Annotated in this window: 24 protein-coding genes; 14 read left to right on the top strand and 10 right to left on the bottom strand. The window is 66.8% G+C overall.

Annotated elements, in window-relative coordinates; all coding sequences use genetic code 11:
- Position 1: 1 nt before the first annotated feature.
- Together AC5P8Y_RS05095 and AC5P8Y_RS05090 are read right to left on the bottom strand one after the other, a co-directional pair.
- Positions 2-1,969, bottom strand: a complete 1,968-nt coding sequence (locus AC5P8Y_RS05095) for an alpha/beta hydrolase family protein (protein ID WP_049430368.1) — start codon at positions 1,967-1,969, stop codon at positions 2-4.
- A 167-nt stretch (positions 1,970-2,136) separates the two neighbouring features.
- A complete protein-coding gene (locus AC5P8Y_RS05090; protein WP_005408523.1) occupies positions 2,137-2,772 on the bottom strand; it encodes a LysE/ArgO family amino acid transporter in 636 nt (211 codons plus the stop codon).
- Between the two features lie 138 nt (positions 2,773-2,910).
- Here AC5P8Y_RS05090 and AC5P8Y_RS05085 point away from each other — a divergent pair, with 138 nt between their 5' ends.
- The 13 genes from AC5P8Y_RS05085 to AC5P8Y_RS05025 all read left to right on the top strand — a co-directional run bounded on the left by AC5P8Y_RS05085 (position 2,911) and on the right by AC5P8Y_RS05025 (position 17,373).
- On the top strand, positions 2,911-3,816 hold the full coding sequence (locus AC5P8Y_RS05085; RefSeq protein WP_005408522.1) for a LysR family transcriptional regulator ArgP: 906 nt from the start codon (positions 2,911-2,913) through the stop codon (positions 3,814-3,816).
- 169 nt (positions 3,817-3,985) lie between these two features.
- A complete protein-coding gene (locus tag AC5P8Y_RS05080; RefSeq protein WP_111173091.1) occupies positions 3,986-4,432 on the top strand; it encodes a GNAT family N-acetyltransferase in 447 nt (148 codons plus the stop codon).
- Between the two features lie 229 nt (positions 4,433-4,661).
- Complete coding sequence (mqo, locus tag AC5P8Y_RS05075) at positions 4,662-6,350, top strand: malate dehydrogenase (quinone) (RefSeq protein ID WP_111188050.1); 1,689 nt, start codon at positions 4,662-4,664, stop codon at positions 6,348-6,350.
- 354 nt (positions 6,351-6,704) lie between these two features.
- A complete protein-coding gene (locus AC5P8Y_RS05070; protein ID WP_495201853.1) occupies positions 6,705-8,897 on the top strand; it encodes a TonB-dependent siderophore receptor in 2,193 nt (730 codons plus the stop codon).
- 190 nt (positions 8,898-9,087) lie between these two features.
- Positions 9,088-10,731 (top strand): malonate decarboxylase subunit alpha, encoded by a 1,644-nt coding sequence (mdcA, locus tag AC5P8Y_RS05065; protein ID WP_164133395.1) that lies wholly within the window; start codon positions 9,088-9,090, stop codon positions 10,729-10,731.
- A 10-nt stretch (positions 10,732-10,741) separates the two neighbouring features.
- The gene (mdcC, locus tag AC5P8Y_RS05060; RefSeq protein WP_014646339.1) at positions 10,742-11,062 is read left to right on the top strand and encodes a malonate decarboxylase acyl carrier protein; all 321 of its coding nucleotides are present in this window, start codon (positions 10,742-10,744) and stop codon (positions 11,060-11,062) included.
- A complete protein-coding gene (locus tag AC5P8Y_RS05055; protein WP_099480432.1) occupies positions 11,059-11,967 on the top strand; it encodes a biotin-independent malonate decarboxylase subunit beta in 909 nt (302 codons plus the stop codon). Before mdcC ends, AC5P8Y_RS05055 begins: the two co-directional genes overlap by 4 nt.
- Before the next feature lie 2 nt (positions 11,968-11,969).
- Positions 11,970-12,674, top strand: a complete 705-nt coding sequence (mdcE, locus tag AC5P8Y_RS05050) for a biotin-independent malonate decarboxylase subunit gamma (RefSeq protein WP_495201860.1) — start codon at positions 11,970-11,972, stop codon at positions 12,672-12,674.
- A complete protein-coding gene (mdcG, locus tag AC5P8Y_RS05045; RefSeq protein WP_033833336.1) occupies positions 12,667-13,308 on the top strand; it encodes a malonate decarboxylase holo-[acyl-carrier-protein] synthase in 642 nt (213 codons plus the stop codon). The genes mdcE and mdcG overlap by 8 nt, the downstream gene beginning before the upstream one ends.
- A 35-nt stretch (positions 13,309-13,343) precedes the next feature.
- The gene (gene mdcB / locus AC5P8Y_RS05040; RefSeq protein ID WP_495201852.1) at positions 13,344-14,159 is read left to right on the top strand and encodes a triphosphoribosyl-dephospho-CoA synthase MdcB; all 816 of its coding nucleotides are present in this window, start codon (positions 13,344-13,346) and stop codon (positions 14,157-14,159) included.
- Positions 14,156-15,076 (top strand): malonate decarboxylase subunit epsilon, encoded by a 921-nt coding sequence (gene mdcH / locus AC5P8Y_RS05035; protein ID WP_231522628.1) that lies wholly within the window; start codon positions 14,156-14,158, stop codon positions 15,074-15,076. Before mdcB ends, mdcH begins: the two co-directional genes overlap by 4 nt.
- 104 nt (positions 15,077-15,180) lie before the next feature.
- Complete coding sequence (locus AC5P8Y_RS05030) at positions 15,181-16,548, top strand: SLC13 family permease (protein WP_049430375.1); 1,368 nt, start codon at positions 15,181-15,183, stop codon at positions 16,546-16,548.
- A gap of 105 nt (positions 16,549-16,653) precedes the next feature.
- Complete coding sequence (locus tag AC5P8Y_RS05025; RefSeq protein WP_024957000.1) at positions 16,654-17,373, top strand: GntR family transcriptional regulator; 720 nt, start codon at positions 16,654-16,656, stop codon at positions 17,371-17,373.
- A gap of 71 nt (positions 17,374-17,444) precedes the next feature.
- On the opposite strand, the gene AC5P8Y_RS05020 is transcribed toward AC5P8Y_RS05025, so the two are convergent.
- Together AC5P8Y_RS05020 and AC5P8Y_RS05015 are read right to left on the bottom strand one after the other, a co-directional pair.
- Positions 17,445-17,777 carry a hypothetical protein gene (locus AC5P8Y_RS05020; RefSeq protein WP_049430377.1) on the bottom strand — a complete coding sequence of 111 codons (333 nt, stop codon included), beginning with the start codon at positions 17,775-17,777 and terminating at the stop codon, positions 17,445-17,447.
- 443 nt (positions 17,778-18,220) lie between these two features.
- The gene (locus AC5P8Y_RS05015; RefSeq protein WP_239503442.1) at positions 18,221-18,652 is read right to left on the bottom strand and encodes an SMI1/KNR4 family protein; all 432 of its coding nucleotides are present in this window, start codon (positions 18,650-18,652) and stop codon (positions 18,221-18,223) included.
- 306 nt (positions 18,653-18,958) lie between these two features.
- Here AC5P8Y_RS05015 and AC5P8Y_RS05010 point away from each other — a divergent pair, with 306 nt between their 5' ends.
- A complete protein-coding gene (locus AC5P8Y_RS05010; RefSeq protein ID WP_049430380.1) occupies positions 18,959-19,906 on the top strand; it encodes a nucleoside hydrolase in 948 nt (315 codons plus the stop codon).
- 4 nt (positions 19,907-19,910) lie between these two features.
- Here AC5P8Y_RS05010 and AC5P8Y_RS05005 read toward each other — a convergent pair whose 3' ends face one another.
- The 6 genes from AC5P8Y_RS05005 to AC5P8Y_RS04980 all read right to left on the bottom strand — a co-directional run bounded on the left by AC5P8Y_RS05005 (position 19,911) and on the right by AC5P8Y_RS04980 (position 25,839).
- Positions 19,911-21,170, bottom strand: a complete 1,260-nt coding sequence (locus AC5P8Y_RS05005) for an MFS transporter (RefSeq protein ID WP_049430381.1) — start codon at positions 21,168-21,170, stop codon at positions 19,911-19,913.
- 78 nt (positions 21,171-21,248) lie between these two features.
- Complete coding sequence (locus AC5P8Y_RS05000; RefSeq protein WP_111173084.1) at positions 21,249-22,262, bottom strand: hypothetical protein; 1,014 nt, start codon at positions 22,260-22,262, stop codon at positions 21,249-21,251.
- Positions 22,263-22,387: 125 nt separating this feature from the next.
- Positions 22,388-23,701, bottom strand: coding sequence for a sensor histidine kinase (locus AC5P8Y_RS04995; RefSeq protein WP_111108433.1), 1,314 nt, complete (start codon positions 23,699-23,701; stop codon positions 22,388-22,390).
- On the bottom strand, positions 23,698-24,438 hold the full coding sequence (locus tag AC5P8Y_RS04990) for a response regulator (protein ID WP_111108434.1): 741 nt from the start codon (positions 24,436-24,438) through the stop codon (positions 23,698-23,700). Before AC5P8Y_RS04990 ends, AC5P8Y_RS04995 begins: the two co-directional genes overlap by 4 nt.
- A gap of 57 nt (positions 24,439-24,495) precedes the next feature.
- Positions 24,496-25,041, bottom strand: coding sequence for a redoxin family protein (locus AC5P8Y_RS04985; protein WP_033833327.1), 546 nt, complete (start codon positions 25,039-25,041; stop codon positions 24,496-24,498).
- Between the two features lie 3 nt (positions 25,042-25,044).
- Complete coding sequence (locus tag AC5P8Y_RS04980) at positions 25,045-25,839, bottom strand: alpha/beta fold hydrolase (protein ID WP_049453220.1); 795 nt, start codon at positions 25,837-25,839, stop codon at positions 25,045-25,047.
- Positions 25,840-25,961 lie beyond the last annotated feature (122 nt).

Here is a 25,961-nt window from a genome sequence, read left to right as displayed (position 1 = left end):
GTTACGGCGCCCTGCCCTTGCCGTCCGCAGCCGCAGTCGTGGCGGTCTTGCCACCCAGGCTGCGCGACAGGAACGCCAGCAGCTTGCCGTAGTACTCGCTGCGATGGGCCTGGGTATAGAAGCCGTGCCCTTCGGTCTTGTAGTACAGGCTTTCCACCGGCGTACCGGCACGCTTGAGCGCCGCTTCCATGCGTTCGGTGTGCTGGATCGGGGCGCGCTTGTCCTGACCCCCGGCCGCCAGGAACACAGGCACCTTGATCCGCTCGGCCAGGTTGACCGGCGAGACCGCGCCCAGCGTGGCCGGATCACCCAGCCACTCGCGCAGGTAGCTCATTCCGGAATCGCGGTCCTGGATATCGCCGCCAGTAAACATCAGCGGCAGGTCGTAGACGCCCACATAGCCGGCCGCGCACTGGTACAGCCCCGGTTCGCGCGCGGCGCCCATCATCGCCGAGTAGGCGCCGTAGCTGGCACCGTAGATGCAGATGCGCCGGGCATCGGCGATGCCTTCGCTGATCGCCCAGCGCGTGGCGTCGGTCACGTCGTCCTGCATCGCGCGCCCCCACTGTTTGAGTGCTGCCCGGCTGTGGGCACGGCCGTAGTTGCCCGAGCCGCGGAAATTGATCTGCAGCACGGCGTAGCCGGCAGCGGCCAGCAACTGGTTCTCGTGGTCGAAACTGCCGTTGTCGAATATCCCGATCGGCCCACCATGCGGCACCACCACCATCGGCAGGTCACGGCCAGTGCTGCCATGCGGGACTGTCAGGAATCCATGGAGCTCCAGCCCGTCACGCGCCTTCAGCAGGACCGGCCGCACCGACGCAGTGGTCTCCGGATCAATCCATTCGCTGCGCGCCATCAGGAAGCGGGCCTGGTTGCGGTCGCGGTCGTAGAGGTAGAACTCGCCCGGATTGGAACCGGACCCGGTTTCCACCAGCAGCCGGCGACCGTCGCGGGTACTGGAGGTGATGAATACTGCACGCCCGGGGAAGGCCGCCTCCAAGCTGCGGTACAACCGTGCCTCGTCCGAGCTTTCGTCGAAGAACCGGGTATGCGGCGTGTTTCCCAGGAACAGCGCGCCGACCGGCACGGTGCTGCCCGGGCTGCGGATCAGTCGTGCCGGATCGACAACCTCATCGCGCAGCACGACCTTGCGCTCCTGCGTGGCCGGGTTCCAGCTGACGATGGCATCGGGGCCGCTGGGCTGCTCGCTGAGCAGGTAGGCCAGCTGGCCGTCGGCGGAAAAGCCCAGCGCCGCCTCGCTGCGACCACTACGTGTCTCATCGTTGACCAGCGCCCAGTCGCCACCATTGCGGTGGTAGAGCCGATGGACGTTGTCAGTACCGGCGCCCTGTACGAAACGTACGTCGCCGCGGGCATCCACCACATAGGAGGCACCCGGCATCGGCGCGCGGGCCAGCAGCCGCTGCTTGCCGCTTGCCAGTTCCAGCTGGGCCGCATAACCGTTGGCATCCAGCCGCGATCCGCCTACCGCGATGACCACGTGCGCATCGTCGCCAGGCAGGGCGTCACTGAGGAACGCTGCGGCCGACGTCCGGTACTTGGGCCGCACGCGCAAGCCAAGGTCGCGGTAGCCCACCAGTAGTTCCGGTCGTCCGGTGCGTGCATCCAGTGTCAGCAGCTCGCCGGTGGCCCATGGCGCGTCGCGGGTACCGAACTTCTGCGCCAGACCGAACATCACCTGATCGTTGTTGACCCAGTGCAGGCCGAAGACATGCGAATTGAGTGGTGGGCGCAGGTTGCCCACCGGCGTGTTGTCGTCCGTACGAAGGATGATCACAGCGGTGAAGCCGTCCGCTGGCACGGTCGCGGCCAGATAATCGCCCCCGGGAGACAGCATGACATCGCCGAACTTGTCCGCTCGCACATAGGCGCCCAGATCGATCGCAGCAGCGGTTCCACACCAAAGTCCCGCCACGATGATGGCGGCCAGCCAGCGCTTATGCATCCTTCTCTCCCCCTGCCTGGACCCCTTGTCCCGGCTGGCCGATTCTAGGCAGGCCAGTGCCCGGCCCGCCAGTGGCGCACAAAAAACGACGGCACCGTTGCCGGTGCCGTCGTTACCACTACCTTGGAGAGAGAGTCAGGACGTGGGTTCGGGGGGCGTGCGCCGGGTCAGTGGACCCCGCGCACCGCCAACGTGAGGGCCAGGATGCTGAGGATCACCGCGATGGTGCCGTCGAGCACGCGCCAGGTGCTGGGCTTGGTGAACAGCGGCGCCAGCAGGCGCGCGCCCAGGCCCTGCGCGGTCAGCCACAGGCAACTGGCGGTGACCACACCGGCAGCGAAGGCCATGCGGGCGTTGCCGAAGTTCTCGGCGATCGAACCGATCACCATCATGTCCAGCCAGAAGTGCGGGTTGATCAGCGAGAAACCGACCGCCGCCATCAGCACCGCGCGGCGGCTGCCGTCGTCGCTGTCAGCCTCGCCCATGCCGCCGCCACCGGCGATCGCGCGGCGCGCCGACTTCATCGCGTACCAGGCCAGGAACGCCACGCCGGTCCACAGCACGGCGGTGGTCAGCCACGGCAGCGCCGAAGTGAGCGTGCGCAGGCCGGCCACGCTGGCAAAGATGAAGATCGCATCGATGGCCGCACAGGTGGCGACCACCGGCACGATGTGCTTGCGCAGGATGCCCTGACGCAGGATGAAGGCGCTCTGGGCGCCGACCACGGCGAACAGGCCGATGCCGGTAGCTGCACCAGAGAACCAGGCACCGAGGCCGGTGCTGGCGGAGATGACCGAGAACATGGGATTCACTGCCTTTACTTGCTTGGGGGGACGGTGCCTCGCGAAGGCGGACAGCACCGGAACGAGCGCCATTGTCGCGCCGCAACATGAAAAAGACGAGCTAAACTTCCTAAACCAACATTAGCGGAACTTAATTCGATGCGTATCGACCATGCCCAGCTGCGTGCCCTGGCCGCAGTGATCCGCGAAGGCAGCTTCGACCGCGCCGCGCAGTCGCTGAATGTCACCCCGTCCGCCATCTCGCAGCGGGTCAAGGCGCTGGAGGACCGGATCGGCCGGCTGCTGGTCAAGCGCGGCACCCCGGCCACCGCCACCGCCGAGGGGCAGTTGCTGGTGCAGCTGGCCGAGCAGACCGCCCTGCTCGAGCACGATGCGCTGCACCGGATGGGCCTGGCCGACGAGGACCTGCCACAGGCCAGCATCCCGGTGGCGGTGAACCACGACAGCCTGGAAACCTGGTTCCCGCAGGCGGCCTACCAGTTCGCGCAGACCACCGGCACCACGCTGGACCTGCGCGTGGAAGACCAGGACCACACCGTGGAGCTGCTGCGCCAGGGCACGGTGCTGGGCGCGGTGACCACCCTGGACGAGCCGGTGCAGGGCTGCCAGATCCATGCGCTGGGCAGCATCCGCTACGCCGCCACCTGTACCCCCGAGTTCCGCGAGCGTCATTTCGCCAAGGGCGTGACCGCGCAGGCGCTGGCGCAGGCCCCGGTGCTGGTGTTCAACCGCAAGGACGACATGCAGTCGCGCTTCGCCCGGCGCATGGCCGGCGACGACCTGCCCAGCACCGCGCCGACCTGGTGGATTCCGTCCACGCGCGCCTTCGTGCAGGCCAACCTCGGCGGCATGGGCTGGACGATGAATCCGTTGCCGCTGGTCAAGCGGCACCTGGACGCGGGCCGCCTGGTCTACGTACGGCAGCGCGCATGGGAAGACGTGCCGCTGTACTGGCAGCATTGGAAGGGCGACGTGCAGACCATGGCCTTGCTGACCCGCGCGGTGCTGGAGGCCTCCTCGGCACTGATCCGGCGCAAGCGCTGAAAAGGGGACGGAGGGGATTAAGTCGTATAAGGCCCAAGCGACACATCGGGCAAAGACGACTTAATCCCCTCCGTCCCCTTTTTGCTCCATCCAATCTCCATCAACCCTCCACACCGGGTCCATGCGTGATGCGGATACTGGCGGGCCAATCACTACAAGGGTGTCCGGTATGCCGATAGCCGTCCGCGATGCGCGCCCCGAAGATGCCGGCGCCTGCATCGACCTGCGCGGGCGCACCCGCGAAAACGCCTTCAGCGCCGCGCAGTTGGCAGAGCTGGGCATCACCGAGGGCAGCTGGGCAGCCGGCATCGCCCAGGGCGATTCGATCGGCCGCGTCGCCTGGGAGGGCGAGCGCATGGCCGGCTACTGCTTCGCCGACCGCGACAGCGGCGAGGTGCTGGTGCTGGCCCTGCTGCCCGAGTATGAAGGCCGCGGCATCGGTCGCCAGCTGCTACAGGACGTGGTCAGCCTGACCCGCGATGCCGGCCACCAACGCCTGTTCCTGGCCTGTTCGGCCGACCCACGCTCGCGCTCGCATGGCTTCTACCGGCGCCTGGGCTGGCGCCCGACCGGGCAGGTCGACGAGGCCGGTGACGAGATTCTTGAGCTGGTCTGAGTGAAGCTGTCGCCAGGGATGGCCTGACGCTGGCAAGGCTTCGTTCGCCGGGTATCACCCGGCGCCAGCGGGTGAGGATGGCGCGAAACGCCGGATGCTGCGTTGCATCAAAAACAGACCGGATCCGGTTAGAATCGCATATGGATGCTGCAAGGCGTTGTTTCTTCACGCCCTTTCCCTGTCCCACGCGCATCCTGACCCCTTCCCCTCCGCCAACGATCCCGCCCCCATGAAGAAATTTGGCAAGGCTCTTCTCGCCCTGCTCGTGCTGCTGTTGCTGGCCGCCGCGCTGTTCCTGTACTGGCCGCTGACCCAGCGCTCGGTGCCCGCCGCCAGCAACGACAAGCCCGTCGACGTTGTGCTGGTCGGCGCCGGCATCATGAGCATCACCCTGGCCACCTACCTGCAGGAACTGCAGCCGGACTGGAACATCCAGGTCTACGAACGCCTCGACGGCGTCGCCGGTGAAAGCTCCGACGGCTGGAACAACGCCGGCACCGGCCACTCGGCCTTCGCCGAACTGAACTACACACCGGAACTGCCCGACGGCAGCATCGAGACCAAGCGCGCGGTCGGCATCGCCGAATCGTTCGAGGTCTCGCGCCAGTTCTGGTCGCATCAGGTGAAGGAAGGCCGGCTGAGCCAGCCCAGCGACTTCATCAACCCGACCCCGCACATGAGCTTCGTCTGGGGCGATGACAACATCGCCTACCTGCACAAGCGCCAGCAGGCCCTGGTGAAGAATCCGCTGTTCTACGGCATGCAGTACTCCGAGGATCCGGCCCAGATCAAGCAGTGGGCCCCGCTGCTGATGGAAGGCCGTGACCCGAAGCAGAAGGTTGCCGCGACCTGGATGCCGCTGGGCACCGACGTCAATTTCGGCGTGATCACCCGCCAGCTGACCGCCGGCCTGCAGCGCAGCCCGAACTTCAGCCTGCACCTCAACCACGAAGTGAGCGCGCTGCGGCAGAACGCCGACAAGAGCTGGAACGTGACGGTGAAGGACCTCAAGGCCGGTACCGAGTCCACCACCCACGCCCGCTTCGTGTTCATCGGTGCCGGTGGCGCTGCACTGAAGCTGCTGCAGATGTCCGGCATTCCGGAATCGAAGGACTACGCCGGCTTCCCGGTCGGTGGCCAGTTCCTCGCCTTCCAGGGCCAGGACGTGACCTCGCGCCACGGCGTGAAGGCCTACGGCATGGCCGAGACCGGCTCGCCGCCGATGTCGGTGCCGCACCTGGATGCGCGCAAGCTGGACGGCAAGCCGGTGGTCCTGTTCGGGCCGTTCGCGCTGTACAGCACCAAGTTCCTCAAGCACGGCTCGTGGTGGGACCTGTACTCGTCGGTGAACCACAACAACGTCGGCCCGATGCTGGAAGTGGGCAAGGACAACCTGGACCTGGTGCAGTACCTGATGGGCCAGGCGCGCCTGAACGATGCCGACCGCCAGGCCGAGCTGGTCAAGTACTTCCCCACTGCCAAGCCCGGTGACTGGAAGCTGGTGACCGCCGGCCAGCGCGTGCAGATCATCAAGCGTGATCCGCTGAAGGGTCCGGTGCTGCAGTTCGGTACCGAGATCGTGACCGACAGGGACCACACCCTCGCCGCCCTGCTCGGCGCTTCGCCGGGTGCGTCGACCTCGCCGCCGATCATGCTGGACCTGATGGCCAAGGCCTTCCCGGACCAGATGAAGGCCGGCTGGGAAGCCCGCCTGCGCGAGATCGTGCCGTCGTACGGGCGCAAGCTCAACGACAGCGCCGCGCTGGTCAACGAGATCCGTACGCTGACCAGCCAGACCCTGCATCTGCCGTATCTGGAGGTGCCGGTGGATGCGAACGCGGCATCGCACGCTGCGGCTGCAGTGCCGGCAGCGGCCAAGGAAAAGCGCAACGCCAACGAGGAACTGCAGGCGCTGTAAGCCCGCAGTTTGCTTTCGATGCAGACGGACGGCCACCTTCGGGTGGCCGTCTGTTTTTGTGCGAGGTGGGTCGGAGCCCTCCCGCACGGGAGGGCTCTGACCTGCACCTGGGCGCCGATGATGGGGTCAGAGCCCATTGCCTGCGGCGACGGGATCCGACCCCGGCCCGCCACTGCTCTGCGCCGGAAAGCCCCTGCGAATGACGCGAATTGTAATGTTGTTAAGAATTATTTACATTTGCTTCCTGTGCAGTGATCGCACCTCCCCAGATGGACCTGACCGTGCCCGAAGCCGCCGCCCCGGGTGCTGGACGACTGTTGCCGCCCTTCCCCGCTTCCGAGCCTCGAGCCCACCATGTCCCTGATCCTCCGTAACCGCCTGCCCCGCCGCGCGTTGCTGCCGGCTGCCCTGCTTTCGTCGCTGACCCTGCTGGCCGCGCCCAGCGCGTTCGCCGCCGCCGATGGCACTGCCGATGCCAAGACCCTGGACCGGGTCAGCGTCCGCGCCGAACAGTCCGCACCACCGTCGAGCACCACGCGCCTGCCGATCACCCTGCAGGAGACCCCGCAGTCCGCCACCGCCGTCAGCCTGCAGCGCCTGCAGGACGAATCACTGTTCAGCATCAACGATGTGATGCGCAATGTGACCGGCGTGAGCGTGTCCTTCTATGACACGCAGCGCCCGCTGTACTACGCGCGCGGCTTCGCCATCACCGACTTCCAGGTCGATGGCATTCCCACCTACAGCGGCTCCACCAACCAGGAGTACGACACCGCCTTCTACGACCGTATCGAAGTGATCCGCGGCGCCAACGGCCTGCTCAGCGGCGCCGGCGTGCCGTCGGCCACGGTCAACCTGCTGCGCAAGCGCCCGGGCAAGGAATTCGATGCGTCGTTCGCGGTCAGCGCCGGCAGCTGGGACTACCGTCGCATGGAGGCCGACGTGACCGCGCCGCTGACCGCCGACGGCCGCTTCCGCAGCCGCGTGGTCGCCGCCTACACCGATCGTGGCCTGTATTACGACCGCTACGACGAGAACAAGATGGCCGGCATGGCGGTGCTGGAAGGCGACGTCACCGACAGCACCACGATCACCCTCGGTTACCAGAGCCAGGACAACAACCCCACCGGCTCGACCTGGGGCACCGTGCCGTTCTTCGACAACCAGGGCCATTTCGCGCACCTGCCGCGCTCGACCAACCTGTCGCCGAAATGGAGCTACTGGAAGCGCGAGAGCAACACCGCCTTCGCCAACCTGGAACAGCGTTTCGGCGACAACTGGCTGTTGAAGATCAACACCGCCTATACCCGTGGCAACGTGCAGAACGTGCGTCTGTACGGCACCGGCAACCCGGACCCGGTGACCGGCTCGGGCATCTACCTGCGCGCGGCCGCCGGTGATTCGAAGGACACCCGCCGCAATGTCGATGCCTACCTGACCGGCAGTTTCGATCTGTTCGGCCGCGACCACGACGTGACCCTCGGCGCACAGTGGTCGGACCTGGAAGGCACGACGAATACCCTGGCACTGAACTTCCCGAGCGACTGGGCGCGCTGCGGCGGCGAGCGCTGCTACTACATTCCCAACGTGTACAACTGGAACGGCGACATCTCCGAGGTGACCTACCGCCGCACCGGCGCGCGCCGCGTGGCCAAGACCACGCAGAGTGGCGTCTACCTGGCCACCCGCCTGCGCCTGGCCGATCCGCTGTCGCTGATTGCCGGCGCACGCCTGAGCCGCTGGGAAACCCTCACCCGCTCCTACAACGCCGCTGGCGCCTACACCGGCACCAGCGGCGCGTACAAGGTGAGCGATGAAGTCACTCCCTACGTGGGCCTGGTCTACGACATCACCCCGAACGTGTCGGCCTATGCCAGCTACACCGAGATCTTCAACCCGCAGAACTTCAAGGACCGCAACGAGAACCTGCTGGCACCGGTGCAGGGTTCGAACCTGGAAGCGGGCATCAAGACCCAGTGGCTGGACGGCCGCCTGACCGCCAACGCCGCCGTGTTCGAGGCCAAGCAGGACAACTACGCCGTGCGCGACATGGGCGTGCCGGAAGGTTCGCTGAGCGATGGCACCTCCGCCTACATCGGCGTCAACGGCACCAAGGCACGCGGCTGGGAAGTGGACGTCAACGGCGAGATCCTGCCGGGCTGGACGGTCAATGCCGGCTACACCCACGTCAAGGTCACCCGCGCGGCTACCGACCTGCTGTACGCCAACCCGCCGAAGGATCTGTTGCAGCTCAACACGCAGCTGCAGCTGCGCGGCGCGCTGGAACGCCTGAGCGTTGGCGGTGGCGTGCAGTGGCAGAGCAAGGTGCAGGGCTACAACATCGCCTATCCGCTGGGCGGCACGGTGACGGTGAACCAGCCGGCCTACATGCTGGTGCAGTTCAATGCCAACTACCGCATCAGCGACAGCTGGACCGCAACGCTGAGCGTGCGCAACGCACTGGACAAGACCTACTGGGCGAATCTGGACTACAACAACTACGGCGAACCGCGCTTCGTGTCGGCCAGCCTGCGCTGGAAGTTCTGAGCAACCCGCGAACCGGTGGGTGCCTGGTGGGTGCCGACCGTTGATCGGCACGCCCTCCGCCACGACCCACCGTCGCGGCATACCTGAATGGGCCCGCCTCCGCGCGGGCCCTTCCTTTTGCTGCACTGCAGGTTGCGGCGCCCTTCGTAATTATGTCGTAATTACATCGACACCAATCGGAAGCCGGTCGATGAACCCGAGCTGGGATACGTTGGAACGCAGCCGCCAGGCCCGCCTGGAACGTGCCGCGCCGTGGGCCCGGGGACGCGAGGTCGCCGCCGGCGACGTAGGCGAGCTGCTGCATGCACTGCTGGAGCCAGGCGACAAGGTCTGCCTGGAGGGCAACAACCAGAAGCAGGCCGATTTCCTCGCCCAGGCCCTGGCCGACCTTGACCCGGCCCGCGTGCACGACCTGCACATGGTGCAGTCGGTGCTGTCGCTGCCCTCGCATCTGGATGTATTCGAGCGTGGCATCGCGTCGAAGCTGGACTTCTCGTTCTCCGGCCCGCAGTCGGTGCGGTTGGCCAACCTGGTGGCTGAAGGGCGCATCCAGATCGGTGCCATCCACACCTACCTGGAACTGTTCGGCCGCTACTTCATCGACCTGACCCCGCGCGTGGCCCTGGTCGCCGCGCAGGCCGCAGACCGGCACGGCAACCTGTACACCGGGCCGAACACCGAAGACACGCCGGTGATCGTCGAAGCCACTGCCTTCGGTGGCGGAATCGTCATCGCCCAGGTCAACGAGATCGTCGACACCCTCCCCCGCGTCGACATTCCCGCTGACTGGGTCAACTTCGTGGTGCAGGCGCCGAAGCCGAACCACATCGAACCGCTGTTCACCCGCGACCCGGCGCAGATCTCCGAGATCCAGGTGTTGATGGCGATGATGGCGATCAAGGGCATCTACGCCGAGTACGGCGTGAACCGCCTCAACCATGGCATCGGCTTCGACACGGCGGCCATCGAACTGCTGCTCCCCACCTACGCCGAATCGCTCGGCCTGAAGGGAAAGATCTGCCAGCACTGGGCGTTGAACCCCCACCCGGCACTGATTCCGGCAATCGAATCGAGCTTCGTCAGATCGGTGCATTCGTTCGGTTCGGAACTGGGCATGGAGAAGTACATCGCCGCGCGAGGCGATGTGTTCTTCACCGGCGCCGATGGCTCGATGCGTTCCAACCGCGCCTTCTCGCAGACCGCCGGCCTGTATGCCTGCGACATGTTCATCGGTTCCACATTGCAGATCGACCTGCAGGGCAACAGCTCCACCGCCACCCGCGACCGTATTGCCGGCTTCGGTGGCGCACCGAACATGGGCTCGGACGCACGCGGCCGGCGCCATGCCAGCGAGGCCTGGATCAAGGCCGGCCAGCAGGCCGCGCGCCCGGGTGAGATGCCGCGTGGGCGCAAGCTGGTGGTGCAGATGGTGGAAACCTTCCGCGAGCACATGGCGCCGGCCTTCGTCGAGCGCCTCGATGCCTGGGACCTGGCCGAACGCGCGAACATGCCGCTGCCGCCGGTGATGATCTACGGCGACGACGTCAGCCATGTGCTGACCGAGGAAGGCATTGCCAACCTGCTGCTGTGCCGCACCCCTGAGGAGCGCGAACAGGCGATCCGTGGCGTGGCCGGCTATACCGCCGTGGGCATGGGGCGCGACCGCGCGATGGTGGAGAACCTGCGCGACCGCGGCGTGATCCGCCGTCCCGATGACCTCGGCATCTCCGTGCGCGATGCCAGCCGTGACCTGCTGGCGGCGCGTTCGGTGAAGGACCTGGTGCGCTGGTCCGGCGGCCTGTACGACCCGCCCAAGCGCTTCCGCAACTGGTAAGGGGCTGAGCATGGAAACCCTCGACTATCGATTCGAAGGGCACACTGCGGTGCAGTTTCCGCGCGATGCGGTGCTGGTCGGCGTGCTGGCCTCGGGCAACCTGGAAATCCTGCTGGAGCCGGCCGCACTGGACGGCGCGATGACGGTGCGCATCATCACCGCCGCGAAGGGCTTCGGCAGCGTGTGGCAAGCGGTGATCAGCGACTTCGCACAGCGTCATCCGCTGCGCGATGTACGCATCTCGATCAACGATGCCGGTGCGACCCCGGCGGTAGTCAGCCTACGCCTGGACCAGGCCGTGGAAACCCTGCGTGCTGGAGATCCACGATGAACCGGACGCAGCGCTACAGCTACTACGAAGCCGATGCGCGCGAGCGTATCGCCAGCCTGGTCGATGCCGGTTCCTTCAGGGAATTCCTCGGCCCGGCGCGGCGGATGATGAGCCCGCACCTGGCACAGCTCGACCAGCCCGCGGCGTTCGACGACGGCATCGTTGTCGGCGAAGCCACGCTGCGTGGCCGACGCGTGCTGCTGGCCGCGCAGCAGGGTGAATTCATGGGCGGCGGCGTGGGCGAGGTGCACGGCGCCAAGCTGACCGGGCTGCTGCGCCGCGCAGCCGAAACACATCCCGAAGGTGTGCTTCTGCTGCTGGACACCGGTGGTGTGCGCCTGCACGAAGCCAATGCAGGGCTCATCGCCATTTCCGAGATCATGCGCGCCACCCTGGACGCGCGTGCAGCGGGTGTGCCGGTGATCGCGCTGATCGGCAGCGGCAACGGCGCCTTCGGCGGCATGGGCATCGTCGCCCGCTGCTGCACTACGGTCATCATGTCCGAAGAGGGTCGCCTGTCGCTGTCCGGCCCGGAAGTGATCGAGACCGTGCGCGGCGTGGAAGAGTTCGATTCCCGCGATCGCGCGCTGGTCTGGCGCGTAACGGGAGGCAAGCACCGCTACCTGATCGACCAGGCACAGGTGCTGGTGCCCGATGCCATCGAGGCCTTCGCGCAGGCGGCCAGCAACGCGCTGCAGCCTGATACCAGCAGCACCGATCCGGATACTGCACTGGCTGCGCTGCAGGAACGCCATGCGGCATTGAAGGCGCGCGTGCAGGCCTGGGGCGATTGCCGCGATGGCCTGGAGATCTGGGCCCGCCAAGGCATCGCAGCCCCCGAGCGACTACCGCTGCTCGACACCGATGAGTTCCTCATCGCCACCGCCGACCGGAGCCTGCCATGAGCATGCTGCTGCAGACCCTGCTCGATGCCCTGTTCCCGCATGGGCATGCCATTGCGGTGAACGATTCGGTGCTGACCGGCAGCGCTGCCACCGAGGATGGCAAGGTGACCGTGATCGGTACCGCCGACAAACTTGAAGTCGGCGTGGACCACGCCTTGGCACTGGCCGGGACGGTACTGGACAGCACCTGCGCGCATCCTCAGCGACCGATCGTGATGCTGGTGGATACCGCCGGCCAGCGCCTGGCGCGGCGCGACGAACTGTTGGGCATCAATGGTTACTTTGCGCATCTCGCGCAGACGCTCGATCTGGCACGCCGCCGTGGTGCGCGCCTGATCACCCTGGTTTACGGCGAATCCGTCAGTGGTGGCTTCCTCTCATTCGGCCTGATGGCCGACCACATCCACGCCCTGCCCGATGCACAGGTGCGGGTGATGGACCTGCGCGCAATGGCGCGGGTGACCAAGCAACCGCTGGAGAAGCTGCAGGCGCTCAGCCAGAGCTCGCCGGTGTTCGCACCGGGCGTGGGAAACTACGTGGCGATGGGCGCGGTGGATTCGATCTGGAGCGGCGAGCTGGCCGCACACCTGCTGCAGGCGCTGCGCACGCCCACCGATGGCGACCGCCGCGCCGTGCAGGGTGCCGAACGTGGCGGTCGCATGCTGGCCGCACGCGTGGCTGCAGCCGTGAGCCAGGGCGATGCCTGAGCGGCTGCCACGCCATACGCTGGTCTGGTTGCCAGCGCACGCCCGCTGGCAGGCGGACATCGCCGCGCATGAGCCGCGCCTGGGCGACTGGTTTGCGCAGGGGTTGCCCGCCATCGTCGCCCGGCGAGCCGCCGACGATGCCGATCCCCGCCTGCGCCTCGGCGTGCCGCTGCCACCCGCCGAGGGCAAACTGCGCCTGGCCCTGCGCGTGCCGGCACACGATGTGCTGCGCACCGCGGCGCCACCGACACTTCAGGCGGTGCTGGAAGGCGACCTTGTGCAGGACTGGCAGCGCCCGCTGCAGGCATTGCAGGACATCGCCGCAGCGCGTGTATTCGGTGCCTTCGCATGGCAGCACCTCACGGGCCTGCACTATGTGCACGCGCGCTCGGACATCGATCTGCTGTGGCGGATCGACACCGCCGCACAGGCCGATGCCCTGGTCGCACGGCTGCAGGCATGGGAGACCGAACACGGCCGGCGGGTCGATGGCGAATTGTGCCTGGTGGATGGTGGCGCGGTGAACTGGCGCGAATACGCCGGGCGCAGCCGCGAGGTACTGGTCAAGCGCCTCGATGGTGCCGCACTGGAACTACGTGATGCGTTGTTCGCCTCCACCGGGGTGAGCGCGTGAACGCCCTCGTGCAACCGGCGGCCAGGCCAGCTGCCGTGGACAGCGCGCGTCTGGGGCGCCTCGCCATCGCCAGCCTGCACGCCGAACTGGCCCTTGCACCCAAGCCAGGGTTGGTCACCCCCTTCGACAGCGGCAGCCACCACGACATGGACGCCGGCACGTTCCTGCGCAGCCTGTTCGCGCTGCGCCACTACTTCGTCGCCGTGGCCGACGCCGGTGTCAGCGCGGCGCCGTTCCAGACGTTGCGCCGGCACGGCATCGCTGCGGAGATATCGATGCTGCACGCCACTGCGGGCATCAACACTCATCGCGGCGCGATCTTCAGCCTTGGCCTGCTGGTGGCGGCTTCCGCTGCCTGTCGGGGCCGCGCGGGCGGTGCCATCGCAGCCGAGCAGGTCTGCCAGGAAGTGCGCCGCTGGGCTGCCGAGCTCGCCGGCGCACCGCTGGATGCGAACAGCCCTGGCCAGCGCGCGCGCGCACGGCACGGCGTGCAGGGTGTGCGCGAACAAGCGGCCGCCGGCTACCCGCTGCTGCGCGAGGTGGCACTGCCTACCCTGCGCCACGCGCTGGCCAGCGACCTGCCACGCGAGGCCGCGATGTGCCAGACCCTGGTGCAGCTGATCGCGTGCGTGGATGACCTCAACCTGCTGCACCGTGGCGGCGCCAACGGCCTGCGCTGGGCCCAGCAACAGGCGCGAGGGTTCCTCGATGCCGGTGGCGCCTTCGTACCCGGCTGGCAGGCACGCCTGCACAGCATCGGTGATGGATTCGTCGCACGCCGGCTGAGCCCCGGCGGCAGTGCCGACCTGCTGGCCTGTGCATGGTTCCTGCTGCAGCAGGAGGTCGCATGAGCCTGGCCCTGCTCTGCCCCGGCCAAGGTGCGCAGCATGCGGCGATGTTCGACCGCGTGCGCGATCTGCCTGCCGTGCGCGACGTACTGGAGACCGCCAGCGCAGTGCTTGGACGCGACGTGTTCGCGGCAGCTGCTGACGAATCGCGCTTCGACAATGTTCTGGCGCAGCCCTTGCTGTGTGCAGCCAGCCTTGCGCACTGGCAGGGACTTCGCGAAGCGGTGCCTGCACCGGTGCTGGTGGCCGGCTACAGCATCGGCGAGCTCGCCGCGCACGCCATCGCCGGCAGCTTCGATGCCACCACCTGCCTGGCGCTGGCTGCGCAACGTGCGCAGTTGATGGACAGTGCCAGCCCCGCCGATGCAGGCCTGCAGGCGGTGCTCGGGCTGGATCGCCGCAGCCTGCAGTCGCTGTGCGATGCGCAGGGCACCTACGTGGCCATCGCCAACGGGCAGGACCATTTCATCGTGGGCGGCACACACGCCTCGTTGCAGCGGCTGGCCGATGCAGCGCGGGCGCAGGGCGCGGACATCCGTCTGCTGCCGGTGCGCGTGCCCGCACACACACCATTGCTGGCGGCGGCGGTCGCACCGTTCGCTGCCGCACTCGATGCCTCGCTACTGCAGGCCCCACGCCTGCCGCTGCTGGCCGGCATCGATGCGCGACCGGTGCGGGATCGCGCAACGGCGGTCAGCACGCTGTCGTTGCAACTGGCGCAGACCATCGAATGGGCGCAGGTGATGCGCCAGGCCTTCGAGCGCGGCGCGCGGGTGTTCCTGCAGCTGGGCCCGGGCAACGCGCTGGCGCGCATGGTGGCGCCGGCCTATCCGTGCTGCGAGGTGCGCGCGGTGGAGGAGTTCCAGAGCCTTGAAGGCGCCGCGGCCTGGGTCCGCAGCGCACTGGAGCGGCTGCAGTAACGGGTTCGAGCAGTACGTATCACGCAACACGCCGTACATCGCCTTACCCCGGGATGGCGGGTCTCCATCCGCGCTGTACGTGAGTCACGTGTCTGGGAGGGCGCATGAGTCCACAAATCGCAACGATCATCGGTCTGGTGATCATGTTCATCGTCGCCACCGCGATGCCAATCAACATGGGTGCCGTCGCTTTCGCGCTGGCCTTCATCGTCGGCGGGCTGTGGGTCGACATGGGCGGCAAGGAGGTCCTGGCTGGCTTTCCCGGCGATCTGTTCCTGACCCTGGTCGGCATCACCTATCTGTTCGCCATCGCGCAGAAGAACGGCACCATCGACCTGCTGGTGCACTGGGCAGTAAAAGCCGTGCGCGGCCATATCGTGGCCATTCCGTGGGTGATGTTCGTGATCACCGCGGTGCTGACCGCCTTCGGCGCGCTCGGCCCGGCAGCGGTGGCCATCATCGGTCCGGTCGCGCTGCGCTTTGCCAAGCAGTACAACATCAATCCACTGATGATGGGCCTGCTGGTCATCCATGGCGCGCAGGCCGGTGGCTTCTCGCCGATCAGCGTGTACGGCAGCATCACCAACGGCGTTGTGCAGAAAGCCGGGCTGGAAGTGACAGAGATGGCGGTATTCCTGACCAGCCTGGGCTTCAACTTCATGATGGCGACGATCTGCTTCTTCGCGTTCGGCGGCATCGCCCTGCTGCGGCGTGGCTCGATCACCGCGGCCAGAACGATCGGCAATGCCGAGATGGCAATGGCCGGTGGCCCGCAGGCATCGTCGCGGCAATTCGCCATCGAAGGCCATGGCGCGCTGGTCGCAGCTGGCGGCGGCACGCTCAGCAATGATCCGGCGGCACTGGATGCGGTGGGCCTGACCCGCGAGCGGTTGTTCACCCTGATCGGCCTGCTCGGCCTGGGCGTGGCCGCGCTGATCTACAACCTCAACGTCGGCCTGGTCTCGATCACCGTGGCTGTCGCGCTGGCACTGCTGTCGCCACAAAGCCAGAAGGGCGCGGTGGATGGCATCAGCTGGTCCACCGTGCTGCTGATCTGCGGTGTGGTGACCTACATCGGCGTGCTGGAGCATGCCGGCGCGGTGGACTTCATCGGCAATGGCGTGTCCGACATCGGCATTCCGCTGCTCGGCGCGCTGCTGGTCTGCTACGTCGGCGGCATTGTCTCCGCATTCGCCTCGTCGGCTGCGGTGCTGGGCGCCACGATTCCGCTGGCGGTACCGTTCCTGATGCAGGGCCACCTCAGTGCGGCCGGCGTGATCTGTGCGCTGGCGGTGTCGTCCACCATCGTCGATGTCAGCCCGTTCTCAACCAATGGCGCGCTGGTGGTGGCTTCGGCCGCGAAGGAAGAGCGCGAAACCCTGTTCCGCCGTTTCCTGGTCTACAGCGGCCTGGTGGTGGCCCTGGGGCCGCTGCTGGCCTGGCTGGTATTCGTAGTACCGGGCTGGATGTAACCACCCAACGGTAGTGCCGGCCGCTGGCCGGCAATCCCATGAAGCCATCCAGCGATCATGGGTTGCCGCCCAGCGGCCGGCACTACCTGGCGGTACACTTCCTCCATGGCCATTGCCCCTGCCCCGCGGTCACCGAAGAAGCGCGCACCTCTGTACGAAGAGGTGGCCGAACACGTGCGCGAGCGCATCTACGACTACCGGCTGCCGCCGGGTGAGTGGATCGACGAGCCCGCACTGTGCGAAGAACTGGGCATCAGCCGTACGCCGCTGCGCGAGGCGCTGAAGCTGCTGGCTGCCGAAGGCCTGGTGCAGATCGATGCCGGTCGTGGCTGCCGGGTCACCCGGTTGACGCTGGAAGACCTCAACCAACTGTTCCCGGTGATGGCCATGCTGGAAGGCCGCTGTGCGCACGAAGCGGTCAGGCACATCGACGATGCCGGCGTGCAGCAGCTGGAAGACCTGCATGCGGCGATGGAAACCGCGGCGGCCGAGGGCAACATCGCCGAGTACTACCGCAACAACTACCTGATCCACGAAACCGTGCAGCACTACGCCGGCAACCCGTGGCTGATCCGCATCACCCACGACCTGCACCGCATCCTGAAGATGCATCGCGGCCGCCAGTTGCTGACCCCGGGCCGCACCGCGCAGTCGCTGGCCGAACACCGCGAATTGATGGAGTGCTTCCGCCGCCGCGACGCGCAGGCTGCCGAACGCACCATGGAGCGCCATCTGCTCAGCCAGGGCCAGGCACTGGCCGCCTATGTGGCGGCAGGTGGGCTGTTGAACGTGCCGGCGCCGTTGCCGACCGAAGGCGGCGGTTGAGCGGATGAGGTTGCCGGCCAGCGGCCGGCACTACCAGGACGTGACCTTGGCCGGCATCCTGGAACATCTCGTCAATCGCCACCACCGCAGCTGCCACCGTCACCACCCCCACCGCTGTCGCCGCTACCGCAGTCGGAGCTGCTGTAGCTGTGATGGCTGTGGTTGTCACTGGAATAGCCAACGGAGGTGTCATGGCTTCCGCCGCCATCCCCCCGGCTGCCCGAGCCATCGGCCGTGGCCACCGCCATGCACAGGATGGCGCCGACCAGCGGCAGTAGCCAGACCAGCAGCAACTGCACCGTCCGGCCGCCTGCCGACACCTCTTCGCGCCCCAGCACCACGAAGGTGGCGACGAGGTTCAAGCCCAATACCAGGGCGACCAGGACCAGGGTTACCACCAGCATGGCGCAGCTCCTTGAGCAGGGGGGCATACCCACCGCGACTGATCCATTGGTTGCAGCGCGGCTTTTTTCATCGAATTTCCGTTCGAATAAATATTCTGCGGGGCTATCGATAAATGTTGACCAGGCATTTTAGTCAGACCTGCAGGAATTCTACAAAGCATCTTGCACGAGCCGGACATCCTCCGGTTCGCTTAGCAATTCAAGATGTCTGATATAGCAGCTGGCCGCTCCCGACCTACTCCCTCTACACCTTTCTATCTCCAGCTACTTCGGCCCATCACGCAGACTTCTGACAATCCTATTCCAGTAGCGCACAGCCTCAAAATGCTGCTCTCTCGTCAACCAGGCTTTATTCTCAGGGCTGACCGGATCACCACCAACGATAACGGGTCTAAGCTCGAACAGCTCCATGCCTTTAGGGCGTTCGTGCTTATCCAGGCCAATCATTCTCGCTCTGCCAATTGCACGAATAAATCTGGAAGGTCGGCCGCTACCAAGATGGCGTATTGACGATCCATGCCTATAAAAGGAATCATTACTACCGGCATAGCGACATCCCACATGTCGAATCCATATGCTTCTCCTCCCCCGCTGGAGCCGAACAAAAATACACCGGGCGCATCCGTCTCGACTTCATATTCACGATTGAAATCAACCAGCTCTTCTGCCCTCCAAAAAATGATGTAGTTATCGCCAATGAATCCTTCGCCGCCGTCGTGAGTCTTAAGGAATTCAAGGTAGCTCTTAGGGAGTGCCGTTCTCAATCCTTCTGGCAGGCTATCAATGGCCGAAAGTTGAGCTGGGCCATTGAGCTGCCCTTCTGTTAGTTGATATTTCATCGCTATCTTCCTGAAATTCTCTGCAATTGTTTCCACCAAGGAGTCACCTCCAGCCAATGAGCCAGGTGCGCTCTTCAAATACGGAAGTGCTGCCGTTCTCTGCATAGTAGGTGTCGGCAATGCAAAGTGGCACTGGCTCATCATCGATGAAGATGGTTCGGAGTCTGGCAGGACAGCTCTCAAACGGTTCGAGTCGATACCCTACCTTGAAGGCGATGATATGCCCCCACCGGCGCCCCGGTTCGCTCTGCCTGTCATGAAGATGGGACAATGTAGGGCGCGCCGGCCTGCTTCCGGGCCGCCGGCGCCCCCCGCACCACACGGAAGAAGAAGAACAACAACATGCTGAAAGTCATTTTCGATACCGACCCGGGCGTCGACGACGCCCTGGCCCTGCTGTACCTGCACAAGCACGCCCAGATCGACCTGATCGGCGTCACCACCACCTTCGGCAATGCCTCGGTGGAGTCGACCACGCACAATGCGCTGTACCTGAAGCAGGCCTGGGGCTTTGCCGCCCCGGTCGCACGCGGTGCCGGCGGCCCGCTGCAGCCGGAAGCCACCCCGGAAGCCTGGCCGGTTCACATCCATGGCCACAACGGCCTGGGCAACCACGCGGTGCCGGCCGAACTGGACGTGGCCGCCGACGCGCGCCCCGCCCACCAGCTGATCATCGACCTGGTCCGCGCCCATCCGGGCGAGGTGACCCTGGTCGCGGTCGGCCGCATGACCAACCTGGCCCTTGCCCTGCAGCAGGCGCCGGACATCGCCGGCCTGGTGCGCGGCGTAGTGATCATGGGCGGCGCCTTCCACGTCAACGGCAACATCACCCCGGCCGCCGAGGCCAACATCTGGGGCGACGCCGAAGCGGCCGACGTGGTGTTCACCGCCAGCTGGCCGGTCACCGCCATCGGCCTGGACGTGACCACCCGCGTGGAAATGGACCGTGACGGCCTGGACAAGCTGGCTGCGATCGGTGGTGCCGATGCCGAACTGGTGCGTGCGCTGTCGCAGGATTACGTGGACTTCTACCTGCAGGCCGGCCACAAGGGCATGGTCGTGCACGACTGCTGCGCCTGCATCGCGCTGACCCGTCCGGAGCTGTTCCAGTTCGAGCGCGCCAGCGTGCGCGTGGCCACCGACGGCGTCGCCCGCGGCATGACCATTCCCAAGCCGGAAGGCCTGGCGTTCGGCCCCAGCGTGTGGGACGGCCACGTGGTGCAGTCGATTGCCATCGGCGTCGATGCGGCCGCCGTGCTGGCCGACATCGAGCAGACCCTGAAGGTCTGACCCGCTAGCGCTTGGCCCTGCCCGGGACCGTCTCGGGCAGGGTCCACAGCACCGGCAGCACCAGCACCGCCACCAGCGCGATCATCGCGCCCGGCGCCGCCGCCCAGCCGCTGCGTTCCACCCACCATTGCGCCAGCCAGGGCGTTGCCCCGCCGAAGAAGGCCGTGGCCATGGTCACGCCCAGTGCCAGCCCACTCACCCGCCCTTCGCCGGGGAACTGCTCGGCCGTGGCCGGGGCCGCCACCGCGCTCACGCCACCGGCCACGCAGGCCAGCAACACCGCGGCCAGCGCGATGCCCAGCGGCGTCGCCTGCGCCATCCACGCGAACAAGGACAGCGGCAGCAGCGCTGCCAGCACGGTCAGGCCCAACAGCACCGGCCGTCGTCCGACACGGTCGGACAATGCGCCGCACAGGGGCGTGATCGCGATCACCGCCACGGCCGCAATCGTCGACAGCCACAGCGCATCGCCCTCATCGTGGCCCCGCGCATGCAGGAATGCGGGCACATAGGTGATGCCGACGTAGTAAGTAATCGAGCCCAGCGCCGAGATCGCGAACGTGCGCGCCACCGCCAGCGGATGGTTGCGCAGCACATGCTTCAGCGGCGTCGCGGGAATGCTGCCCTCGCGGCGCTGCCGCTCGAACTCCGGCGACTCGTGCATGCCCGAGCGCGCGACCAGGATCACCAGTGCCAGCGCCGCGCCAACGAAGAACGGAATACGCCAGCCCCAGCTGTCCAGCTGCGCGGGCGCGAGCAGCGCCACGGTAACCGCAGAGATCGCCACCGCCAGCAGCGCACCCACCTCGCTGGCTGCGGACGCCAGCGAGGTCACCAGGCCACGTCGCTGCGCCGGTGCGCTTTCCAGCAGGTACGCCACCACCCCGGTGTATTCGCCGCCCACCGAAAACGCCATCACGCAGCGCAGTACCAGCAGCAGCACACCCGCCGTCGTTCCGGCCATGGCCGCTGTCGGCAGCAGTGCAGTGGCCAGCATCGCCGCTGCCATCAACGCCATCGATGCCAGCAGCATCCAGCGCCGGCCGAGTCGGTCGCCCAGGTGGCCGAAGCACAGCGCGCCCAGCGGGCGCATCAGGTAGGACACCGCAAAGCCGGCCAGGGTGGCCAGCAGCGCCTGTTCGCCGCCGCCGAAGAACACCCGCGACAACACCGTGGCGAAGTACAGGTACAGGGTGAAGTCGTACCACTCCACCACCGTGGACAGGCCCGCCACCCACATCGAGCGCTGCCGCGCCAACGTCATTGCGTGTTCGCCTTCAACAGCCTCGATCCCGGTTGCGCAGGTTCGGAGCAGGATGTCATGACCGGGGTGAAATACGGGTCATCGGCTATCCGTCGCCTGCATGTACTGGGTTTCATGACCGGTGAAACGCTCGCCGTCAAAGCCGAAGCAGAAGCGCCCCTGCTCGAACACGCGGTAGACCAGCAGCGCGCCATCAAGGCAGAACTGCGGCTGGTCCACGCCCGTTTCCAGTGTCCCGTAGCCGGTGGCCTCTCCGCCCTTCCCCGCCGGGCCGGTGAAGGCATCGAACGGCAGTGGCGTCGCCCTGCCCGTGCGGGTATCGACCAGCACCAGCGTGCGCTGGAAGTACTCGGGTCGATCATCGACCTGCACCAGCAGGTAGTGCTTGTTGAAATTGGGTTTCTGATGCTGGAGGGCATCTTCGATGGCTCCGCGGTGCCGCGCATCGCAGAAGTCGACCGGGCTGTAGCGGTAGCTGCAACCGTCGTGGTCGTAGGGCAGGTTCATGCCCGAGTAGCTGACGCCTGCCTGGCTGCCCAGGTCGTCTCCCGGTTCAGGGATGCTGCACAGCAGCCACGAACGCTGCGCATCCTCCGGGTCGGCCAGCAGCTTCGGCTCGCGCCCTTCCTCGTAGGCCGCACCACCCGGGAAGTCCTGCCCGAAACGCTGGCGGACGATGGGACGTGCCTTCTCCAGCGGCAGGCCGATCCTGGCCCCACGGAACGAAACGAACGTCATCGTCGGCAGGATCACTTCCTCCACCGGCAGCCCCTTCCATTGCCCCTGCACGCAGAACGTGGCGGTCTCGTTCTCCCCGTCTTCCTTGCAGGGCTTCGGTGCGTTCGTCGCCAACCAGGGATGGGCCGGGCGCCCGGTCTGCTGATCGATGTACCAGCCGTCCAGCGCGCAGGTCGGCAGGGCATCGAGCAGCGGAGAGAGGTCTGTTGCGGTGGCCGGGGCGGCAAGCGGTGCGCCCGCTGCGGGTGCCCCGGTCGGCGCATCCGGTGTGCGCTGGCATGCCGCCAGCGCGAGTAGACCGACCAGCAGCGCGGCGTGGCGCGGGCGCCGGATTGAATGCTGCGTTCCCTGCATTGCGTGTTTCCTGGTTTCGACACTCCCTGCAGATGATCGCCGATCCCGAAGCCGTGCAGGAACGTCGCAGATCCCACATCGGGGTCAGAGCCCTTCGCTCCCGCAAAGGGATCCGACCCCGCCCGTTACCCCGGCAGCTGCAGTTCCGCCCGCAGGCCGCCGCCCTCGCGGTTGTGCAACCTCAGCGAGCCGCCCAGCGACTGTGCCAGCTGCACCGCGATGGCCAGGCCCAGGCCAGTGCCGCCGGTATCGCGGTTGCGCGAGCTTTCCAGCCGATGGAACGGCGCCAGCACTGCCTGCAGCTGGTCCTCGGGAATGCCAGGGCCACGGTCGGAAATGCTGATCCACACTCTGCCGGCGTCATCACGGCCCGCCTCGACCTCGGCGGCACCGGCGTAACGCAATGCGTTGTCGACCAGATTGCCGACCACCCGGCGCAGCGGCTGCGGCCAGGTCTGCACGACCAGTCCAGCGGGCGCACCACCGCTGACCGGCTTGCCCATGTCCTCGTAATCGCCGACCACACTGGCCAGGAACGCGCCCAGGTCCATCGACATCGGTGCGCCACTGGCGACGTGGCTGCTGCGCGCATAGGCCACGCCCTCACGCACCAGTTGACCCAGGTGGTCGAGGTCGTCCAGCAACCGCTGCTGGGTGCTGTCTTCAGGCAGGGTCTCCACCCGAAGCTTCATGCGCGTGATGGGGGTCTGCAGGTCATGCGAGATCGCGGCCAGGATCTGCAGACGCTCAGTGACATGGCCACGAATGCGTGCCTGCAGTGCGTTGAGCGCGGCCGCCGCGCCGCCCACTTCCGCCGGGCCATCTTCAGGCAGTTCGGGCCCGTCCTTGCCCGGCTGCAGATGCTCCACCGCATGCGACAGCTGCTGCAGCGGGCGCATGGCCAGGCGCACCGCCAGCCACGCGCACACCAGCAGCAGCGCCAGCTGCACCAGCAACACGGCGGGCAGCCAGCGCGCCAGCGGCAGGCCCGACGGGGTGACCTCGATAGTCAAGGGAGTGCCGTCGTGCAGGCGCAGTTCCACCTCGAACCGCTCCGGCAGGCGAGCCACCTGGCGCGCCTCCAACGGATAGCGGCGCTGCAGGCTGTCGTCGATGATCGCGGTGACCTGGCGTGCACGATCGGTCTGCAGTCCCGGCCCGGCCGCAGCCGGGCGCAGCAGGTAACGGTAGGTGCGCCGCTCCAGCCGCGGCATCCAGGCCGCGCGCTGGCCTGCGGGCAGGTGCTCCAGCAGCGCGACACTCACGGCCACGTCTTCATCGAGGTTGCGCAGCATCATGCTGCGGGTGGACTGGTAGCGTTCGAAGAACAGCAGGCCGAAAGACAGTGCGTGGGCCAGCGCCAATCCACCCAGCAGCACCAGCAGCAGCCGCGCCGACAGCGTGCGCGGCCAGCGTGGGCGGTGTGCGGTGGTGTTCATTCGTCCGGCCCCAGCAACTGCACCGGCACGCTGAACACATAGCCTTCGCTGCGCACGGTCTTGATGTAGGTCGGCTCGCGTGCGTCGTCACCCAGGCGCTGCCGCACGCGGCTGACCAGCAGATCGATCGAGCGGTCGAACAGTTCGGCATCGCGGCCCTGGGTGAGGCTGAGCAGCTGGTCACGGCTGAGCACCCGATTGGCGTGATCGAGGAACACGCGCAACAGGCGGAACTCGGCGCCACTGAGCGGATGCACGGTGTCCTGCGCATCCAGCAGATGGCGTGCGGTGGTGTCCAGGCGCCACTCGCCGAAGGCCAGCTGGCGACCTGCTTCGCTCACCTGCAGATTCGGCGGCAGCATCTGCGTGCGGCGGATCACCGCATTGATGCGTGCCAGCAGTTCGCGCGAAGAGAAGGGCTTGGTCACATAGTCATCAGCGCCCATTTCCAGGCCGATGATGCGGTCGGTCTCGTCGTCGCGGGCGGTCAGCAGCACCACCGGCACCGCACGATGCTTGCCGGCGCGCAGGTTGCGGCACAGGCTCAGGCCGTCCTCGCCCGGCATCATCACGTCCAGCACCACCAGGTCCACGGCATGGGTATCCATCAGCGCGCGCATGGCCCGGCCACCGTCGGCCTGGCTCACGCGCAGGCCGTTGCGCTGCAGGTAATCGGCCAGCATCTGACGGATCTCGCTGTCATCGTCGACGACCAGGATATGCGGTACGTGGTTCATTGCGTTCTCGATGAAGACGGAGGTCAGGGCCGCGCTGCGCGGCCATGGTAGCGCGGCTCAGGCGTTGGCCAGCAGGCGCTGGATCTCGCTTTCGGTACGTGCGTAGTCGCCCTCGCCGTAATGGCGGTAGACCACCCGCCCCTGACGGTCGAGCAGGTACAGCGCGGGCCAGAAGCGGTTGCGCCAGGCGTTCCAGATCCGGTACTGGTTGTCCTGCACCACCGGCCAGGTGATGTCCAACCGTGCGATGGCCTTGCGCACGTTGCCGGGCAGCCCTTCATAGGCGAACTCCGGCGTATGCACGCCGATCACCCTCAGGCCCTGCGACGCGTAGCGTGCATGCCACTGGTGGACATGCGGCGCCACGTTGAGGCAGTTGCTGCAGGTGTAGGTCCAGAACTCGACCAGCACCACCTGCCCCCGCAACTGCTCCAGTGTGAGCGGTGGGCTGTTGTGCCAGGGTCCGCCACCGTCGAACCCGGCGGCGGGAACGGCCTGTGCCGGCTGCGCATCGGCCTCCGGACTGGGCCAGGCCATCAACAGCGCAGCCCCACCCAGCACGCCCATCAGCAACGGCAGCACGTACGCACGCAGTGCGGCCATCGCTCAGCCCCCCTGCTCGGCCAGTGGCAGTTCCGCCGGCTTCACCCCCGCCGCTTCCAGGATGCTGTCGGCCACCTGCGCCGGATGCGAAAGCAGCGACACATGGCTGCTGCCGATCGATTGCAGCTGTGCACCGATGCGACGTGCGGTCGCGGCCTGCAGCTGCGGCGACAGCATGCGGTCATCGCGGCTGAGCACGTACCAGCTCGGCTTGCTGCGCCACGCCGCAACGTTCACCACCTCGCCCAGCGCGCTGGCCTTCAACGGGACCTGCGTGCTGTACAGCAGTGCGGCCGATTTTTTCATCACGTCCGGCGCGAAGTCCTGGGCGATGGCATCAGCCGGCAAGGTCAGGTACCCATCCCTTTCCCGCAGTCGGGTCAGACCCGGACCGACCGGGAAACCTTCGCCCTGTTGCGCCGAAGACTGCCCTGCATCCGGTGCGAAGGCCGCCACGTACACCAGCGCCTGCACCTTCGGGTCATTGCCCGCTTCGGTGATGACCGTGCCACCCCAGCTGTGGCCGACCAGCACCACCTTGCCAGGCGCGGCGGCAATCGCGCGGCGGGTGGCGGCGACATCGTCGGCCAACGAGGTGAGCGGATTCTGTACGGCCACCGCCGGCAGCTTCCAGTCATGCAGGGTACTGATGACCTTGCTCCAGCTGGAGCCATCGGCGAAGGCGCCGTGCACCAGGATGACGGTGGGCGGTGCAGCGGTATCGGCCTGGCTAGCGAAGGCGGGGGCGGCTGCGCCGGCAAGGGCGAGAGCAGCGGCAAGCAACGAGGTACGGATCATGGGTGGCACTCCGGTGTTGGGAGTGGCCATTTCCGCCTGCCGGTGTATCACCGCTGTTTCTCCGCGGCGCGGAGTGGTACCGGACTGTAGGGCGCAGGCGGGTTTCTACAGTGGGATACATT

This window comes from Stenotrophomonas sp. YJH_SMC_12-1, from assembly GCF_059370935.1.
This window is presented reverse-complemented; position numbering and strand designations above follow the sequence as displayed.